This is a genomic window from Klebsiella sp. Q11, assembly GCF_964241505.1.
GTDB lineage: Bacteria > Pseudomonadota > Gammaproteobacteria > Enterobacterales > Enterobacteriaceae > Klebsiella > Klebsiella michiganensis.
Map to the genome: position 1 here is coordinate 161,017 of NZ_CAXSXW010000004.1, position 17,306 is coordinate 178,322.

At 57.4% G+C, this 17,306-nt stretch carries 17 protein-coding genes; 8 read left to right on the forward strand and 9 right to left on the reverse strand.

The features are described 5' to 3' along the window. Positions 1-299: 299 nt before the first annotated feature. Entirely contained in the window at positions 300-1,334 is a 1,035-nt protein-coding gene (locus ACESQ2_RS07900) for an AI-2E family transporter (protein WP_046876599.1), read from the reverse strand. 525 nt (positions 1,335-1,859) lie between these two features. On the opposite strand from ACESQ2_RS07900, the gene mdtJ reads away from it, so the two are divergent. From mdtJ to ACESQ2_RS07915, 3 genes are all read left to right on the forward strand, one after another. Then, positions 1,860-2,222, forward strand: a complete 363-nt coding sequence (mdtJ, locus tag ACESQ2_RS07905) for a multidrug/spermidine efflux SMR transporter subunit MdtJ (RefSeq protein ID WP_004851286.1) — start codon at positions 1,860-1,862, stop codon at positions 2,220-2,222. Continuing rightward, positions 2,209-2,538: a multidrug/spermidine efflux SMR transporter subunit MdtI gene (gene mdtI / locus ACESQ2_RS07910; RefSeq protein ID WP_004851284.1), complete on the forward strand. Its 330-nt coding sequence runs from the start codon at positions 2,209-2,211 to the stop codon at positions 2,536-2,538. The genes mdtJ and mdtI overlap by 14 nt, the downstream gene beginning before the upstream one ends. A 105-nt stretch (positions 2,539-2,643) precedes the next feature. Next, positions 2,644-4,800: a putative bifunctional diguanylate cyclase/phosphodiesterase gene (locus ACESQ2_RS07915; protein WP_373170282.1), complete on the forward strand. Its 2,157-nt coding sequence runs from the start codon at positions 2,644-2,646 to the stop codon at positions 4,798-4,800. Between the two features lie 4 nt (positions 4,801-4,804). Here the strand turns inward: ACESQ2_RS07915 and ACESQ2_RS07920 are convergent, their stop codons facing one another. Continuing rightward, the gene (locus ACESQ2_RS07920) at positions 4,805-5,617 is read right to left on the reverse strand and encodes a serine protease (RefSeq protein ID WP_014229539.1); all 813 of its coding nucleotides are present in this window, start codon (positions 5,615-5,617) and stop codon (positions 4,805-4,807) included. A gap of 802 nt (positions 5,618-6,419) precedes the next feature. On the opposite strand from ACESQ2_RS07920, the gene ACESQ2_RS07925 reads away from it, so the two are divergent. Then, entirely contained in the window at positions 6,420-6,716 is a 297-nt protein-coding gene (locus ACESQ2_RS07925) for a hypothetical protein (RefSeq protein WP_177951964.1), read from the forward strand. Positions 6,717-6,828: 112 nt separating this feature from the next. Here the strand turns inward: ACESQ2_RS07925 and asr are convergent, their stop codons facing one another. Together asr and ACESQ2_RS07935 are read right to left on the reverse strand one after the other, a co-directional pair. Further along, on the reverse strand, positions 6,829-7,254 hold the full coding sequence (gene asr / locus ACESQ2_RS07930) for an acid resistance repetitive basic protein Asr (RefSeq protein WP_009654716.1): 426 nt from the start codon (positions 7,252-7,254) through the stop codon (positions 6,829-6,831). A 174-nt stretch (positions 7,255-7,428) separates the two neighbouring features. Further along, complete coding sequence (locus tag ACESQ2_RS07935; protein ID WP_046876601.1) at positions 7,429-8,916, reverse strand: carboxypeptidase M32; 1,488 nt, start codon at positions 8,914-8,916, stop codon at positions 7,429-7,431. A gap of 300 nt (positions 8,917-9,216) precedes the next feature. Here ACESQ2_RS07935 and ACESQ2_RS07940 point away from each other — a divergent pair, with 300 nt between their 5' ends. Then, on the forward strand, positions 9,217-9,309 hold the full coding sequence (locus tag ACESQ2_RS07940; RefSeq protein WP_004851273.1) for a hypothetical protein: 93 nt from the start codon (positions 9,217-9,219) through the stop codon (positions 9,307-9,309). A 35-nt stretch (positions 9,310-9,344) separates the two neighbouring features. On the opposite strand, the gene ACESQ2_RS07945 is transcribed toward ACESQ2_RS07940, so the two are convergent. Then, the gene (locus ACESQ2_RS07945) at positions 9,345-10,595 is read right to left on the reverse strand and encodes an MFS transporter (RefSeq protein WP_014229535.1); all 1,251 of its coding nucleotides are present in this window, start codon (positions 10,593-10,595) and stop codon (positions 9,345-9,347) included. A gap of 118 nt (positions 10,596-10,713) precedes the next feature. Here ACESQ2_RS07945 and ACESQ2_RS07950 point away from each other — a divergent pair, with 118 nt between their 5' ends. From ACESQ2_RS07950 to bioD, 3 genes are all read left to right on the forward strand, one after another. Continuing rightward, positions 10,714-11,607 (forward strand): LysR family transcriptional regulator, encoded by an 894-nt coding sequence (locus tag ACESQ2_RS07950; protein WP_014229534.1) that lies wholly within the window; start codon positions 10,714-10,716, stop codon positions 11,605-11,607. Positions 11,608-11,740: 133 nt separating this feature from the next. Next, entirely contained in the window at positions 11,741-12,961 is a 1,221-nt protein-coding gene (gene mlc, locus ACESQ2_RS07955) for a sugar metabolism global transcriptional regulator Mlc (protein WP_014229533.1), read from the forward strand. 127 nt (positions 12,962-13,088) lie between these two features. Beyond that, a complete protein-coding gene (bioD, locus tag ACESQ2_RS07960; protein ID WP_004851267.1) occupies positions 13,089-13,784 on the forward strand; it encodes a dethiobiotin synthase in 696 nt (231 codons plus the stop codon). Here the strand turns inward: bioD and clcB are convergent. The 4 genes from clcB to ACESQ2_RS07980 form a co-directional block, all read right to left on the reverse strand. After that, positions 13,737-15,032: a voltage-gated ClC-type chloride channel ClcB gene (gene clcB / locus ACESQ2_RS07965; protein ID WP_046876603.1), complete on the reverse strand. Its 1,296-nt coding sequence runs from the start codon at positions 15,030-15,032 to the stop codon at positions 13,737-13,739. The two genes, bioD and clcB, sit on opposite strands and share 48 nt — an antisense overlap. A gap of 141 nt (positions 15,033-15,173) precedes the next feature. Beyond that, positions 15,174-15,782, reverse strand: coding sequence for a Tat proofreading chaperone DmsD (gene dmsD, locus ACESQ2_RS07970; RefSeq protein WP_046876604.1), 609 nt, complete (start codon positions 15,780-15,782; stop codon positions 15,174-15,176). A gap of 40 nt (positions 15,783-15,822) precedes the next feature. Further along, on the reverse strand, positions 15,823-16,680 hold the full coding sequence (locus ACESQ2_RS07975) for a DmsC/YnfH family molybdoenzyme membrane anchor subunit (RefSeq protein WP_373170283.1): 858 nt from the start codon (positions 16,678-16,680) through the stop codon (positions 15,823-15,825). A 1-nt stretch (position 16,681) separates the two neighbouring features. Next, the gene (locus ACESQ2_RS07980; protein WP_014229529.1) at positions 16,682-17,299 is read right to left on the reverse strand and encodes a DMSO/selenate family reductase complex B subunit; all 618 of its coding nucleotides are present in this window, start codon (positions 17,297-17,299) and stop codon (positions 16,682-16,684) included. Positions 17,300-17,306: the final 7 nt, after the last annotated feature.

Consider the following 17,306-nt stretch of genomic DNA (forward strand, 5'->3'; position numbering starts at 1 on the left):
ACGATCAATAATGATTGCGAATGATTGGTCTACGAGCAGGGGACGTACCGGGTTGAGGCATTGGCGCGGCTTCCCGGCTCGCACTGCGTTTAGCCGGGCTACGGGTTAAGGGCGTCTGCGGGCCGGTAGCCCGGACAGATGCGCCGCATCGCCTCCGGGGAAGTTCAGCGGCTCCGCGCTCTGCTGCTCCCGGGGGCGGCGCAAAGCGCCTGCCCGGGCTACAGGTTAAGAGTCGTCTGCGGGCCGGTAGCCCGGACAGATGCGTCAGCATCGCCTCCGGGGAAGCGTGCGCAATGGCGTTAGTTTTTACTCAAATCACTCAGCAGAAAGGCAATACTTTGCCCGGCCACCGTCTGTTCGAGGGCGATTTTGACGATAATCGTCAACGGTACCGAGAGTAGCATACCCACCGGGCCCAGCAGCCAGCCCCAGAAGATCAATGACAGGAAGACCACCAGCGTCGACAGCCCCAGCCCGCGGCCCATAATGCGCGGTTCAAGAATATTGCCGAACACCAGGTTAATCACCAGATAGCCTGCCAGGACCACCAGCGCTTCGTACAGACCGCCAAACACCAGCACCTGCAGGATCGGCGGGATCGCCGCGAGCACCGAACCAATGTTGGGAATGTAGTTGAGCGCAAAGGCCAGCAGTCCCCACATAAAAGCAAAGCGGACGTCCAGCAGCACCAGCATTCCCCAGACCACCAGGCCGGTCACCAGGCTGATGGCGGTTTTTAACACCAGGTAGTGGGAGACGCTATCCAGCGCGCGCTGAATCGCGCCCATTCCCTCCACCGGCCGCGACATCAGCTGCTGCAGCTTCGCGGGAAGCTGCGGCACTTCCAGCAGCATAAAGACCACCGTCAGCAGCAGCAGGAAGATAGAGGACATCGCGTTGGAAAGCTGGGTGAGCAGGCCGGTCACCAGCGTCATCACCGCGTTGGGGTCAATATACTTATTCAGTTCCACCACCGACACGGTAAAGCCCAGGCGCTGTAGCCAGGGCGCAACGGCCTGCATCGGTTCATAGAGATAATTACGGTACTGCGGCAGGGTGCGCGCAAGCTCGTTAAGCGACGTGCCGAGCGAGGCCAGCAGCACAACGGCCAGCAGGACAATCACGCCGACCAGGAGCGAAATAGCCAGCACCCGCGGTACCCGGCAGCGCACCATGAGCTGAACCAGCGGGTTTATCACCACCGCCAGAAAGATCGCCAGAACAAAAGGAACGATAATATCCGCCGCGAAGCGAATGCCTGTCAGGATGATAACCAGCATGCCGAGCATGATGACTATTTTTAAGCCGTTAAGCGTGATGATGGGTTTGGCCATACCGCTCCCTGCGAGAGAAAAAATGGGGTCTAATGTGAGTCATTGTAGACGTTGGCAAAGTCGGCGTCTCAGCGCGTCGCGTCCGCTAAAATGAAAAAAAACGACCAATTAATCAATAATGGCCGGAACGATATCATAATGGTGATTGCGATCGGAAAAAACTAATCCAAATCAAATACCAGAGGTAAAGAACTGCAAAGACTTTGAGTTAAATGTGGCGTTATGGTACAAATTTGCGTGTGTATAACTACAGAGGACAATTTTGATCCGCAAATGACGAGAAGCAATACCGCGGATAATTGTAATTTTATGGACAATCAGTTCAGGATGTATATTTCTTTTCACCCTGCAGTATCCCTCTCTCACTCCCGCTTTCTCGGCGAGCAGCACTGGCGCTCGGCGCTTTAGTCTTCTTCTCTCTGCCTGAGCTGGCGCGCTGCGCACGGCTAATTTAACGTCAGAATTTTTCCGGTTTACTTCTCTGTAAGCCGCCATGGATTATATTCTCAAGCAGGAGAAGGGATCATGTTTTATTGGATTTTATTAGCTTTAGCTATCGTTGCTGAAATTACCGGCACGTTGTCGATGAAATGGGCAAGCGTAAGCGGCGGCCATACTGGTTTTATTTTAATGCTGGTCATGATCGCGCTTTCTTATATTTTTCTGGCTTTCGCGGTGAAAAAAATCGCCCTCGGCGTGGCCTATGCCCTCTGGGAGGGGATCGGCATTTTACTGATCACTATCTTCAGCGTCCTGCTGTTTGATGAGACGCTGTCGACGATAAAAATCGCCGGTCTGGTGACCCTGGTCGCCGGGATTGTCTTGATTAAATCGGGGACGCAGAAAGCGGTGAAGCCGGGCAAGGAGAAAGCGCATGCAACAGTTTGAGTGGGTCCACGCCGCCTGGCTGGCGCTGGCGATTGCGCTGGAAATTTTGGCCAACGTTTTTCTGAAATTTTCCGACGGCTTTCGACGTAAATTCTACGGCATTATGTCGCTGGCGGCGGTCCTGGGCGCCTTTAGCGCGCTTTCACAGGCGGTCAAAGGAATTGACCTGTCGGTGGCCTATGCGCTGTGGGGCGGTTTCGGTATCGCGGCGACCATTGCCGCCGGCTGGGTGCTGTTTGGCCAGCGGCTGAATCATAAAGGCTGGGCCGGTCTGCTTCTGCTGGTGGTCGGCATGGTGTTAATTAAACTCGCCTGATATGATGCCGCCTGTGAATGCGGGCGGCAAATTCTGCTCTCTGTATTACGCTTAAAAAAGAGCCAGTTCGGCGTATTTTGCTGCCGGCCGATATGAGGGCAGAACATGATTCATTTGCCAGGCTGGCGCAATATTCCCTCCGCCAGAACGCTGTCCATCATGATTGTCCTCGCCGGGATCGGCTTAATCGTGTCCATTGTTTCGCTCCTTTATCTCACCCAACACCTGATCGGCCTGAAAGCAAACGAAATTGATAAACATCGTTCCGTGCTATCGGTGGACGGGGCGGTGCAGACCTCGGTGAACCGCGTGCTGTCGCTGGTGATGGATAACGCTATCTGGGATGATGCGGTGCATCAGACCTATACCGACAGGCTCGATCCGCAATGGCTCTACAACTCATGGGGATCGGGTTTTAAAATCAATAATCTCTATGACGGCACTTTCGTACTCGACCAGCACTATCGGGTGCTGTGGGGATCGTTTCGCAGTGAGAGCTTTACCGAGCAGGATACCCAATTCCTCGGCAACGGTTTTCGTTCGCTTATCTCGCAGCATGCCGCCGGGCTGCGCAGCGGTAAAAGCGCTTATGCCGGTATCACGCGAACCCGAGCCGGTATTGCGTTTATTGGTATTGGCCTGATTCGCCCGACGGCAGGGCGGCTACAGGTGCATGATGATACGCGTCGCTATCTGGTGATCACCCGCCATATCAACTCGCAAATGCTTGAGCGCCTGGGCGACACGTTTCAGATTCGCAACCTGCACGTCACGCCAGGCGGCGGTGAATACAGTATTCCGCTGCGCACCCAGGGCGGGGAGATCGTGGGGTACCTGAGCTGGCAGCCGGGGCTTCCCGGCGCGGAAGCCGCGCGGGCGGCCTCCGACAGTATGCGGCTGATTGCCGCCGTGGCGGCTGGGCTGATCCTGCTGTTTATTCTCTTCAGCTACCTCGGGCTTTACAAGCTGGCGCGCGGCGAAAAGCTGGCGCGCGACAGTGCCATGACCGACTGGCTGAGCCGCCTGCCAAACCGGCGGGCGCTGATCGAACGCCTTAACCAGGTGTGCGAAACCTCCCAACACCAAATGCAAAGCGTGGTATTTATCGATCTCGACGGCTTTAAGGATGTTAATGATAACTACGGCCATGATGTTGGCGATGCGCTGATTATTCATGTTGCGAAAGAACTTCGGGAGCGCGTTCCGCCTGAAGGGATGCTGGCGCGTATGGGCGGCGATGAGTTCGCGATGACGGTAAGCGGCGAACAGGCGGTAAATCAGGCGCTGGCTTTTGCCTGGGCGGTACTGGAACTGTTAAAAGCGCCCGTTATCCTCAACGAGCGAAAAATTTATATCAGCGCCAGTATCGGTATCGCCAGCGGCCTCCCGGCAAGCTGCTCCAGCACCGAGCTTTTTCGCCGCGCCGATATTGCCATGTACCACTCGAAAAAAACCGGCAAAGGGCGCACGACCTGGTATGACGAAGCGCTCAGCGACGCGCGGCAGTATCAGCTGAATATCGAAAATGGCATTCGTCAGGGACTGGAGAACGAAGAGTTTGATGTCTGGTATCAGCCGATCGTCAACGCCGATACGCTGGTTATGGAAGGCGTGGAAGCGCTGCTGCGCTGGCCGCGGCGTCCTCAGGGGGCGCTGCCGCCGGATGCGTTTATCGGTATCGCCGAAAGTAGCGGTTTGATCTACGCGCTTGGCCAGTTTGTGCTTGAACGCGCCTGTAGCGAACTGCAGCCACTGGACGATCTGCTGCTGTCGGTGAATATCTCCCCGGCGCAGTTCCGCGATCCGGAGTTTGAGTCGCGGGTGGTGCAGGTGCTGGGCCGCTGTCATTTCCCGGCCCGTCGGCTACAGCTCGAAGTCACGGAGAGCTACGTTCTGGAGAATCCCGAGCGGGCGAAGTCGGCTATTGAGAATTTAAGGGCGCTTGGCATCGCGGTGGCGCTCGATGATTTTGGCACCGGCTATTCCAGCATCGGCTATTTACGCAGCTTCAGCTTCGACAGTCTTAAAATCGACAAGTCCCTGGCCGGGCTGGTGGATGTGGATACCCAGGCGGCGGAGCTGGTTCGCGGGACCGTCCGTATTGCCGGAGCGTTAGGCATCACGGTGGTGGCGGAGGGCGTTGAGAATCAGCAACAGCTGGCGCTGCTGCGGCGGGCGGGATGCGACAGATTGCAGGGTTTCTTCTTCAGCGAGCCGATGCCCGTCGCGTCGTTATTGCAGCTGCGCCAGCAGCAAGGCTGACCGCTTACTGGGCAGCCAGCGCTTCAAGCTTATCGCGAAAGCCGGTGACGGAGATGGCGCGGTTGTCCGCCCGCCAGCGATCTTTTGGTCCAGGCGCCGAACTCTGCACCGCAATCACCTGCCAGCCGTCGTCGGTTTTCAGCAGCAGCGGCGAGCCGCTATCCCCCGGCAGCGTATCGCACTGATGAGAGAGCACCGATGTCTGCGCCCAGCCGGTGACTACGCAATCCTGGTGGGTATAGAGATTATCCAGATGATCTTCCGGATAGCCAGACTGAGTCACTTTTCGTTCTGCGGTTTTTAGCGCGGCGGTCAGATCGGCTTTGCTGCCGCTAAAAATCGGCACCGGCGTAATGCCGGAAGGGGCGTAGCGCAGCACGATAAGGCCAAAATCCCACGGCGCCGCGGCGCTGGGAACTATCCAGCCATCGCCGTCCGCCTTAAGCCGTTTCCCCAGCGAAGGATCTACGCGGCCTTCAATACCGTGAATTTCGTACACCCAGCCGCCTTTACGCGAGATAAAACGCAGCGCGACGGGTTTATCCGGCTTGCCTTTGGGCGGCGTGAGCAGGCAGTGCCCGGCGGTGAGCGCCAGATTGGGGGCGATAAGCGTGGCGGTACAGAGATTACCGCTGGCGGTTTCCAGTTGCCCAATCGCATCCCAGGGATCGTCCGTGGGGTTGCTGACCGGTTTTCGGTCGTCGTGACCAAAAAACAGCGTCTTAATATCTTTTGCACTCATGCCATCATCGTCAGCCTGGACCAGCGCTGGAAACAGGGAAATTGAACACAGTAATAACAGGACGTCTCTACGCATATCACTCTCTGGGGAGATAATTATGTATATTGAAAGTAGCAGCAGATTTAAGTTTATGAAAGTTAAGAATAATTTTAATTAAGCCAGGCGGCAGGCGAAATCAGCAAAAAACGCCAGTCGCTTACGGATGAATGGCGTGAATTCAATATGTTAACGCCATTTTCCTGCGGCGTTATTTCCGCAGAAAAGGGCAGCGGAAGCAACATAAATCGTGTATCCGAACGTACAACCGGCGGGTGCCGAATAAAGGATTTGCTGTTCAGCTTTTTCTCAAGGCAGTTAATGGCGAAAACGGCCAATATCACGCAAAAAAAGAGATATCTTCACAGGAAAATCGGACTTCTTTACCTGTTTATCACTTACTTTCAAAGCGAAACATTTTCTCACCGAAAACGTTGTTATTGCTATCACCTTGTTGAGCAAACAGAGATGTTATCCCGGCGATGATATCTGCAATGTCAAACACCCGATGTACGGGAGGATTTATGTCTAAACAAGGTATTCGCGCATTGGTTTACGTTTCGCTGGTATCAGCAATGATTTGGGGCGCGACGGGCTATCTGCTGGTGACGGCGGTTCACGTTCTTTAATCCGCGGCCTCATCGTGGCGGAACCAGGCAGGTTTAAGCGGCGGGCTGAGCGCGTTTTGCGGCCAGCGCCGCCCGTTCCGGCGTTTGATTGATAGATAAATCCCCGGGCAGGCCGCCGGTGTTCTCGTCAGCAAAATCTTCATCCCTTACTTTTTCTCTTCCGGGCGCTAACGCTGCCGGCAATATTGCGTGAAGGTGCCGTTGCGCAGCAGGTGGCAACAAAGCGTAGCGGGGTGATGGCAGGTTTGGCGACCGCATTAAGCGACCCCAACGATATTCTCTTTTTTCCGCAGTGTATTCATATCGCCGACGGTATCGGCTGCTGTCTGGGGCTGTTGACGGCGGTGTGGGTGCGTATCGACCGGAGCGTGCTTTCGCTTGATATTCTGGCGGTTCGTCGTTGGCTAACGGCGCGTTACGTCAAACGTTTGACGACGGTCTCGGCGACAACCTGTGGCAGCAATAGGTTTAGTAAAGAAAAAAACGGCTGGCGACCAGCGCGCAGATAATCAGCAAGATCAGGATGAGCTCAAAACGATAGCGCCGCAGCATGGTGCTCTCCAGAAAAAAACGGCGCTGAAGCCAGCGCCGATATCATATCACATCGCTTAACCCGGGAGATTAAGCAGCCGGTTGTGCAGCTGGTTTAGCGGTATGATGTTTGGTGGTTTTGTGGTGTTTTTTCGCTGCCTGTGCTTTCTGAGCTACCGGTTTAGCAGCGGCTTTTTTGTGTTTCTTAGCGGCCTGAGCTTTCTGGGTGGCAGCCGGTTTAGCTTCTGCTTTTTTGTGCTTTTTAGCGGCCTGCGCTTTCTGGGTGGCAGCGGGTTTAGCGGCTGCTTTTTTGTGCTTTTTCGCAGCCTGCGCTTTCTGCTCAGCAGCTGGTTTCGCAGCGGCGGTATGGTGTTTCTTATGGTGGGTCGCTTTAGCGGTGGTGCTGTGAGTTGCAGCAGCCGGCGCCGGAGTCGTGGTGGTGGCAGCATCGGCAGCGAAAGCAACAGAAGACAGACCCATTGCAGCGGCAACGACCAGAGCTAATACTTTTTTCATTCTGATATCCTCGAAAAGGTTTCTTGTTTCAACCCCACTGCGGGGCCGTTGAAAGAACTATATGCCTGTCTTATCGAGGTTTCCGTGAGTGTTTGGTATCGGCGTGTAACCATATGTACAACGCGCTGCTACAACGATGGGACACGGCGTCGGACGCGGCCCGACGCCGGTGATTTACAGATAACGCGAGGTAAGGTGCTGGCGGAAATAGTCGCTGTTAAGGTCTTCTCCGGTTGCATGCTGAATCAGCTGCGAGGTGGTAAAACGGCTACCGTGCTGCCAGATATTTTGCCGCAGCCAGTCAAACAGGGCGCTGAAGTTACCGTTGGCGATATCGCTTTCCAGCTGCGGTAGCGCCCGTCTGGCGGAGGCCATCAGCTGAGCGGCGTACATCGCGCCAAGCGTGTAGGAAGGGAAATAGCCAAAACCGCCGTCGGTCCAGTGGATATCCTGCATACAGCCGTCGCGATAGTTGCCGAGGGTGGAAAGTCCCAGCCAGTGCTGCATTTTTTCATCCCACAGCGCCGGAATATCCTCGACTTCAATCTCGCCATCAATCAGCGCGCGTTCAATTTCGTAGCGCAGAATAACGTGTGCCGGGTAGCTCACTTCGTCAGCGTCGACGCGGATAAAGCCCGGCTTGACGCGCTGATTCCATGCGATGAAGTTTTCGCGGCTAAAGGCCGGCTGTTCACCAAAGTACTGGCGTACCGTTGGCAGCAGGCGCTGCAGGAAGGCGTCGCTACGGCCAAGCTGCATCTCGAAAAACAGGCTTTGCGATTCATGGATCGCCGTGGAGCGGGCGAGGGCAATGGGCTGATCGAGCCAGTTGCGCGGCAGGTTTTGTTCATAGCGCGCGTGGCCGGTTTCGTGAATGACGCCAAACAGCGCGCTGAGCAGGTCGTTTTCGTTGTAGCGCGTGGTGATACGGACGTCCTGGGGCACGCCGCCACAGAACGGGTGGGCGCTGATATCCAGGCGTCCGCCGTCAAAATCAAATCCCAGCACGCGCATCGCTTCCAGCCCCAGCTCGCGCTGGTCGGCAATCGGAAACGGCCCTTGAGGTTCGATGAGCGGCGTTTGCGCCTGCTTCTCAACCACCTTCTCCAGTAGCGAAGGAAGCCAGGATTTCAGGTCCGCGAACAGCACGTCAAGACGGGCGCTGGTCATATCGGGTTCAAAAATATCCAGCAGCGCGTCGTAGCGGGAACCGCCTTTTGCCGCAGCCCGAATCTGCGCCTCTTCGCGACTCAGTTTGACGACGTCACGCAGGTTCTCGGCAAAACCCTGCCAGTCGTTCGCCGGACGCTGGCTGCGCCAGGCATGCTCGCAGCGGCTACCTGCCAGCGATTTCGCTTCCACCAGGCTTTCCGGCAGCAGCGCCGCCTGTTCGTACTGGCGGGTCATTTCGCGCAGGTTGGCCTGTTCCACATCATTTAGCTCTTCCTGAAGCGCATTCTGCAGCCATTCACCCACTTTTTTATCGGTCAGGATCTGATGCTGCAAAACGCCAAGCTCGGCCAGCGCTTCGCCGCGGGCCGCGCTGCCCCCGGGCGGCATCATGGCGAACATATCCCAGCCGGCGATGGCGGAAAGATGCGAGAAGCGGGAGAGTCGCTGGAAGGTGCGGGTAAGCTGATGATAATTTTTATTTTCGGTCATGTTTACACTCTGACGGTGGCAAGTGAACAAAAGCTTTTTCGTGGGCCTACACTATCGCGATCCGCCGGTGGGGTCGAGGGATGCGGGCGCTTTCGACATAAATCACCCCGACGTTAATGGGAAATTGCCCACAGCGTCGGCTTGCCCGCTGGACGCAAGCATCAGCATAATGTAGTGATTAATCGATTGCGTATTTTATGTTTGGCTCGAAATAATCCAGATGTGCGTAAAGTAGCAGACGCTTTCTCTGAACTACGGCTAAACTTAATGCAGGCACAGGCCGCCGATGCGAGGTGGATTATGAATCCGTTTACCTGGCTGTTTATAGCACTGCTTTCCGTCGATGCCGTTAGAGAGCTGTTGGGAATGTCGTCGGTACTGGGGATGTGGTGAAGAGCGTGGCCCGTTTCAGGCCACGTTAATCTGCGTTATTTCAGTCGCTTGTGCAAACACGCGCCGGTGAGCAGCGCCGCCAGCAGCATCAGCGCGATAAACCCACCTACGCCGTTCCAGCCGTAGTTATGCCAGAATACGCCGCCTAACGTCCCCGCCATGCTGGAACCCAGATAGTAGCTGAATAAATAGAGCGATGACGCCTGGCCGCGGGCACGACGCGCGCGCGGGCCAATCCAGCTGCTGGCCACCGAGTGGGCCGCGAAGAAACCCGCGGAAAACAGCAGCATACCGATAAAAATCAGCCACAGCGACGAGAACAGGGTCAGCAGCAGGCCACCGAGCATCACCGCAGTCGAGAACAGCAGCACCGGGCCTCGACCATAGCGAACGGTCATGGCCCCGGCTTTCGGCGAACTCCAGGTACCGGTCAAATAGGCCACCGATAGCAGGCCAACGACCGCCTGGCTGAGGGACCACGGCGAAAGCATCAGGCGGTAGCCGATATAGTTAAACAGCGTCACGAATGACCCCATTAACAAGAAACCCTCAAGAAACAGCAGCGGCAGCCCGCGATCGCGCCAGTGCAGGCGGAAGTTGATCAGCAGCGATTTTGGCCGCAGCGAGGTTGGACGGAAGTGGCGCGATTCCGGCAGGATGCGCCAGAACATCAGCGCGGCCGCCAGCGCGAAGCCGCTAATGACCGCCAGCGCTATCCGCCAGCCGAAGAAATCGGTAAATACCCCCGTCAGCAGACGGCCGCTCATGCCGCCAATGGAGTTTCCGCTGATATAAAGACCCATTGAGAACGCCACCACGCTGGGGTGAATCTCTTCGCTCAGATAGGTCATGCCGACCGCCGCCACGCCGCTCAGCGACAGGCCGATCAGGGCGCGCATCATCAGGATCCCATGCCAGCTGGACATCATCGTCGACAGCAGTGAGCAGCAGGAGGCCAGCACCAGCGCGGTAACCATCACCTGTTTGCGGCCAATAGCGTCGGACAGCGGACCGGTAAACAGCAGGCCGACCGCCAGCATCGCCGTGGAAATCGACAGCGAGATACTGCTGCTGGCCGGCGAGACGCCGAATTCACTGGAGAGCACCGGGAGGATCGGCTGGACGCAATAAAGCAGCGCGAACGTCGCCAGTCCGGCAGAAAAGAGGGCGAGAGTGACGCGAATAAATTGCGGAGTACCGCGTTTGATAAACTGGTTTGGCTGAGGAGCGATGATGTCGCTGACGTCGTTTGCCGGGGCGGTGTCAACGGTAGTTGTACGACTCACGGAAAAATCCTTGCTGATATACAGAGAGTTAAGTGACCGCAATGGCCACTTATTCAGGGTATGAAAATGTAAATATTCTGTCTAATATATTAATAATCTCAAATAAGACGTTTTAAATATGAATATTGAACTGCGCCATCTGCGCTATTTTATTGCCGTGGCGGAAGAGCTCCATTTTGGCCATGCGGCGGCGCGGTTAAATATCTCTCAGCCGCCGCTTAGCCAGCAGATTCAAATCCTTGAACAGCAAATTGGCGCGCGTCTGTTTGCTCGTACTAATCGCAGCGTCAGCCTGACCGAAGCCGGGAGGCAGTTTCTCGCCGATAGCCGGCAGATCCTTTCGCAGGTCGATGATGCTGCCGCGCGCGCGGCTCGGCTTCACCACGGCGAAACCGGCGAGCTGCGCATTGGCTTTACCTCATCGGCCCCCTTTATCAAGGCGGTTTCCGACACGCTGTCGACCTTTCGCCGCCGCTATCCCGATGTGCATATTCAGACGCGGGAAACCAACACGCGCGAGCAGATTGTGCCGCTGAACGAGGGCGCGCTGGATCTGGGACTGATGCGTAATACCCAGCTGCCGGATACCCTGGCCTGGGAAAGAGTGCTGCGCGAACCGCTGCTGGCGATGGTGCCCCGCGATCATCCTCTGGCCAGCCAGCCGCGCGTAAGCCTGCGGGAACTGGCGCGGGAGCCGTTCGTGTTTTTCGATCCCCATGTGGGTACCGGGCTGTATGACGACATTCTGGGCTTGATGCGCCGCTACGACCTGACGCCAGCCATCACCCAGGAGGTGGGGGAGGCAATGACGATTATCGGCCTGGTGGCCGCCGGTCTTGGCGTGTCGATTTTACCGGCGTCCTTCAGGCGGGTCCAGCTGTTGGAAATGTGCTGGCTGCCGATCGAAGAGCAGGACGCGGTGTCGGAAATGTGGCTGGTGTGGTCGAAGCATCACGAACAGGGGCAAGCGGCCCGGCGTTTTCGTGAATCGCTGCTTGCCAGCGCCACATGAGACATTTAGGACAAATAACGGCTAAAAATGTGCGGTAAATCACAAGGCTAAGCAAAAATTTGACGAGTACCGTTGAAGTGCTTCACCATAGCCATCAGTTTATTTCGAAGCGCGAAAATAAAGGGAGTCAACGGTGGTAGCGGACAGTCAGCCAGGCCATATCGATCAAATTAAGCAGACCAACGCGGGCGCGGTTTATCGCCTGATTGATCAGCTTGGCCCGGTGTCGCGCATCGACCTCTCGCGCTTCGCGCAGCTGGCCCCTGCCAGCATCACCAAAATCGTCCGCGAAATGCTGGAAGCGCATCTGGTCCAGGAGACGGAGATCCAGGAGCCAGGGAGCCGGGGAAGGCCTGCCGTTGGCTTGATGGTGGAAACCGAAGCCTGGCACTACCTCTCTATCCGCATCAGCCGCGGCGAGATCCACCTCGCGCTACGGGATTTAAGCAGCGCGCTGGTGGTGGAAGAGCAGCTGGAACTGGCGTTACAGCACGTTCAGCCCTTCGCGAGCCGGCTGCTCGATCAGGTTGATCAGTTCTTTATTCGTCACCAAAAGAAGCTGGAGCGTTTAACCGCCATCGCCGTCACCATGCCGGGGATCATCGATACCGAGCACGGTATCATCCACCGGATGCCGTTTTATGAAGACGTTAAAGACATGCCGCTGGGCGAAATCTTAGCCAATCATACCGGCGTATCGGTTTATATTCAGCACGATATCAGCGCCTGGACCATGGCCGAATCGCTGTTTGGCGCCTCCCGGGGAGCGCGAGATGTGATTCAGGTGGTGATCGACCATAACGTTGGCGCGGGCGTGATCACCGACGGTCGTCTGCTGCACGCGGGCAGCAGCAGTCTGGTCGAAATCGGCCACACCCAGGTCGATCCGTATGGTAAACGCTGCTATTGCGGTAACCATGGCTGTCTGGAAACCATTGCCAGCGTGGAGAGTGTGCTGGAACTGGCGCAGATCCGCATGGCGAAGTCGATGAGCTCAATGCTGCATCAGCAGCCGCTGAGCGTTGAATGGCTATGTCAGGCCGCGCTGCAGGGGGATTTACTGGCGCGGGACATTATCAGCGGCGTCGGGAACCACGTTGGACGGATTCTGGCGATTATGGTTAACCTCTTTAACCCGCAGAAAATCCTTATCGGCTCTCCCTTCAATCTCGCCGCGGATATTCTGTTTCCGGCAATATCTGATTGTATTCGACAACAATCGTTACCAGCCTATAGCCGACATATTGCCGTGGAAAGCACCCAGTTTTCTAACCGGGGAACGATGGCTGGCGCGGCCCTGGTAAAGGATGCCCTCTATAACGGATCGCTGCTGATACGACTGTTACAGGGTTAACATTTTTTCATATTCACACCAAAAATTGCGCTATCTCAAGCTGGCTTCCGGCAGCATCGCGTAGACTTTTTCCACAGTTGATTATTTCTCTCCCGTATATTTCATCAACATAACTGTGGGGTTAGTGATGTTTAAGCGTTTCTTCATAACAGGTACTGACACCGCTGTCGGCAAGACGGTGGTTTCCCGTGCGCTGTTGCAGGCACTGGCTGCCAGCGGCAAAAGCGTCGCCGGGTACAAGCCTGTGGCGAAGGGCAGTAAAGAGACGCCGGACGGACTGCGGAACAAAGATGCGCTGGTCTTACAGAGCGTGTCATCGCTGGTGTTACCGTATGAAGCTGTCAATCCCATCGCGTTAAGCGAAGATGAAAGCAGCGTGGCGCACAGTTGCCCGATCAACTACGGGCTGCTGTCGGATGGTCTCCAGCGCCTCAGCGGCCAGGTTGAACATGTGGTGGTTGAAGGTACCGGCGGCTGGCGCAGCCTGATGAACGATCTGCGTCCGCTTTCGGAATGGGTGGTGCAGGAACAGCTGCCGGTGTTAATGGTCGTCGGCATTCAGGAAGGCTGTATCAATCATGCTCTGCTGACCGCGCAGGCGATTGCCAACGACGGCCTGCCGCTGATCGGCTGGGTGGCCAACCGGATTAACCCAGGCCTGGCGCATTATGCTGAAATCATCGAGGTGCTGAGCAAAAAGCTGCCGGCGCCGCTGATCGGCGAACTGCCTTACTTACCGCGCGCGGAGCAGCGTGAACTGAGCCAGTATATCGACTTATCGATACTCGGCGAGGTGATGGCGGTAGATAGAATCCCGGCGTAACGTCCGCGACAGCACCGACGCCAGTACGCTGGCAATCAGTAAACCGGGCAGTAAAACGTATTGTCCGGTCATTTCACAAATCATCAGCGTGGACATAATCGGCGCGTGGGTGGTGGCTGCCAGAAACGCCGCCATGCCGGTTAAGCCAACCACTATCGCGATAGCCTGGTAATCAGGTAGCCATAGCCCGGTCAGGCTGGCGAACAGCATGCCGATCCCCAGCCCAACAAACAGCGTTGGGGTAAAAACGCCGCCCGGCGCGCCGGAACCGCTGCTGGCCAGCACGGCGAGCAGCTTGCAGACAAACACCACAATCATGGCGCTGAAGAGCGGCGGCGAAAGAAGATAGCTTTGCACAACGCTATAGCCATTTCCCCAGACGGCCGGCGCGAGCAGCGACAGCAGACCGACGATAAGGCCGCCCAGCGCCAGCTGCCACGGGGGCGACAGGTGCAGCCGGACAAAGCACCGGTGACTATAGCTCATCAGCCAGATAAACAGCGGCCCGCAAAGCCCGGCCAGCAGCGCCGTCGCCAGCATCAGCGCATAGTGCGTCGCGCTCAGGGTTTCGTGGAATTCAACGTGATACAGCGGAGCCGAATCGCCGTTCAGCAGATTGGTCAGCAGCAGGGCCACCACCGCGGCAATCACCACCGGGCCAAGCGACGCCAGCATCAGGGTACCGAATAAGATCTCGGCGATAAACAGGCTCCCGGCCAGCGGAGCGTGGTAAGCGCTGGCCATCCCGGCGGCGGCGCCGCAGGCTACCCATAGCTTCCACTCTTCTTTTGGCGTAAAGCGGCGGGCGAACAGCGATGCGGCCAGCGCCGCCAGCAGGATCATCGCCCCCTCGCGACCGATGGCGCTGCCGGTCGTCACCACCAGCAGAGAGGCCAGCGATTTTACCAGGCTGGCTGGCGTATCAAACACGCCGTCGCCGGTCTCGAGCGCTTCCATATAGTCGGTTGGCGCACGGGGCCGCGCAAGGGTGCGGCGCTGCCAGAGCCAGAGCAGGGCGCCAGCCGCAAGGCCGCCAAGCGCGGGCGTCAGCAACCGACGCCATGGTGGCAACGACTCGGCGGCGTTCACCAGGCTTCCGCTGTCATTGCTCAGAAACAGGCTTTCCAGACCGGTCATCGCATGGCGAAACAGGGCAACCGCGAGCGCGGCGAGGACGCCGACCAGCATGGCGATAACCATGCGGCGAAACATAACCTGAACATCAGGATAAGCGTGAAGACGATGCATCAGCGAATTCGGTTAACGGGAAATGGGGCTTATTTTTACCGGGAATAAGCATAGACGCAAAAGCGATAAGTGCGAAAGAGACTAAAGGTGACGTTGTCACGAAATGCGTTATGCCCGGCGGGCGGGCATAACGTCAGGGCATTAGCGGTAGAGCGGCTTATCCGCGACCGCGCAGGGCAGCCGCGCCTGCCATCGCGCCAGCGTTTCTTGCGCCAGCTGACCAAGAGCCTGATAAAAAGGGTTTCCCGCCCCGGCAATAAACACGCTCAGAAAACGGCCCGACCACGGGAGAAGATGCCAGGCCAGAAGCTGGTTAAATGCCTCATCCTGACCGGATTCACAAAGCCAGGCCGCCAGCAGCAGCAGCGTACCGAAGTGGTCTTCCGGTTCAGCGCGTTGCTCAGACAAACCGATGCCGTTAGCCCGCATCCACTCGCGCAGCGCCAGCGTAGAGTCGCCAAACAGCACGCTTTCTTTATCCAGCCAGACGGAGCCCCACGGCGGCGCAGGCAGCGCCCACGGGCCGATGAACAGCCGCTGCCAGGCGTCCGCCAGCGGTTCATCGTCTTCGAGAGCGAACTGCGCCGCCAGGCCGTTCGCGACCGGCCAGGGCCACTGACTTTGCCAGCTGCCTTCGCGCAGGGCGGCAACCAGCGGAGCAGCCTGCTCGCTGCCCGGAGCATAAGAGAACAACGCCCCCAGCGTACGGGCGCTGAGTACGACGGCATCGCGGTCTTGCGATTGCATCATATCTATTCCTTACTGCAGAGGGTGCCGCGGCACCCATTCATTAACCGGCAATCGCCGTACCGACGGTCATATGTAGGCCATAAAACAGGCCGCGACCGATAAACTCGCCGAGTAATACCAGTATCAGTCCGAGCAGCAGGCTGGCGATGCGCGGGTTTTTCTTTCTTGCCAGCGGGCAGATCCAGCAGCCAAGGCCCAGCGTCAAAAATGCTAAACGCAGGATTTGTAGCCAGCCGTAGTTTGGCAGCAGGGCGCTGGCCTGCTGCACGGAACTGCGGATCTCCGCCAGTTCGCTGTTCTGCAAAATGACCACGGCCAGGCTTGCCAGCAGCGCGAGGACGCTCATCGACGCGAAGACCGTGCCGTTAAAAGGCACGTTGGCTACCCGCAGCAGCAGGGCGGCGAAAAGCGGCCCGCACAGCACCATCGTCAGGAAGAAGGCGGCGGTGGTGTAGGCATTATACCAGGTCGGCACGGTATTAATTTGATAGACCAGGGTCATCTCCAGGACGAACAGGCAGCCGAGCAGCATGGTGAGCAGAAGCCAGGCCTTGGCCAGGATTGCCGGCATTTTGCCGAGAAACATCAGCAGCCACCAGACTCCTCCGACGGCGAAAAACAGCGCGCCGCTGGCGATTTCATTACTTAACGCCGATGCGCCGACCCGGGTAAGAGAGTTAAATGCCCGCAGCGGCGAGCCGAGGTGGATAATCGACGCCAGAAAGCCAATCCCCATGACCAGCCAGATAAAAAACATGCAGCGTACCAGGCGCTGCCGGGCTTCGGAGTTATTATTCAGCGAAAGCCAGCCGAGCCCGCTGACGATTATCGCCCCTGCAACGCTTTGCCCCAGCACCGTAAACAGCACCAGCGGCCATTCATGCCATCCATTTCCCATTTTACACCTCCTTCGGATTGGCCAGATAGCCGGTGGTATCGCCGCACGGACGCGCGTTGGCGTTCGGTTTGATCGCGATACTCGGCCTGGTGAAGTGCGCGGACGGCAGCGGGGCGACGGCGGCCAGCTGACCGTGCTTTTCGCGCAGTTCTTCGATGGGGCCAAAGTCGAGCGCCCGCAGCGGGCAGGACTCGACGCAAATCGGCTTCTTACCCTCGGCGACCCGGTCATAGCAGCCGTCGCATTTGGTCATATGGCCCTTTGCCGCGTTGTACTGCGGCGCGCCGTACGGGCAGGCCATGTGGCAGTAACGACAGCCGATGCACACCGCTTCGTTCACCACCACAAAGCCGTCATCGCGCTTGTGCATGGCGCCGCTGGGGCACACTTTCGTGCAGGCCGGGTCTTCGCAGTGGTTGCAGGCGATGGACAGGTAATAGGCGAAGACGTTTTGCTGCCACACGCCGTTGTCCTCCTGCCAGTCGCCGCCCGCGTATTCGTAGATGCGGCGAAAGCTCACGTCAGGCGTGAGGTTTTTATAATCCTTGCAGGCCAGCTCGCAGGTTTTACAGCCGGTGCAGCGGGCGGAGTCGATAAAAAATCCATACTGAGCGCTCATGGTTTAC

Coding starts and splice junctions, on each gene's coding strand:
- bioD (WP_004851267.1), top strand. CDS start 13,089: ATGTTTAAGCGTTTCTTCATAACAGGTACTGACACCGCTGTCGGCAAG.
- clcB (WP_046876603.1), bottom strand. CDS start 15,032: ATGCATCGTCTTCACGCTTATCCTGATGTTCAGGTTATGTTTCGCCGC.
- ACESQ2_RS07940 (WP_004851273.1), top strand. CDS start 9,217: ATGAATCCGTTTACCTGGCTGTTTATAGCACTGCTTTCCGTCGATGCC.
- dmsD (WP_046876604.1), bottom strand. CDS start 15,782: ATGATGCAATCGCAAGACCGCGATGCCGTCGTACTCAGCGCCCGTACG.
- ACESQ2_RS07980 (WP_014229529.1), bottom strand. CDS start 17,299: ATGAGCGCTCAGTATGGATTTTTTATCGACTCCGCCCGCTGCACCGGC.
- ACESQ2_RS07900 (WP_046876599.1), bottom strand. CDS start 1,334: ATGGCCAAACCCATCATCACGCTTAACGGCTTAAAAATAGTCATCATG.
- ACESQ2_RS07915 (WP_373170282.1), top strand. CDS start 2,644: ATGATTCATTTGCCAGGCTGGCGCAATATTCCCTCCGCCAGAACGCTG.
- ACESQ2_RS07975 (WP_373170283.1), bottom strand. CDS start 16,680: ATGGGAAATGGATGGCATGAATGGCCGCTGGTGCTGTTTACGGTGCTG.
- ACESQ2_RS07920 (WP_014229539.1), bottom strand. CDS start 5,617: ATGCGTAGAGACGTCCTGTTATTACTGTGTTCAATTTCCCTGTTTCCA.
- asr (WP_009654716.1), bottom strand. CDS start 7,254: ATGAAAAAAGTATTAGCTCTGGTCGTTGCCGCTGCAATGGGTCTGTCT.
- ACESQ2_RS07950 (WP_014229534.1), top strand. CDS start 10,714: ATGAATATTGAACTGCGCCATCTGCGCTATTTTATTGCCGTGGCGGAA.
- ACESQ2_RS07935 (WP_046876601.1), bottom strand. CDS start 8,916: ATGACCGAAAATAAAAATTATCATCAGCTTACCCGCACCTTCCAGCGA.
- mdtI (WP_004851284.1), top strand. CDS start 2,209: ATGCAACAGTTTGAGTGGGTCCACGCCGCCTGGCTGGCGCTGGCGATT.
- mdtJ (WP_004851286.1), top strand. CDS start 1,860: ATGTTTTATTGGATTTTATTAGCTTTAGCTATCGTTGCTGAAATTACC.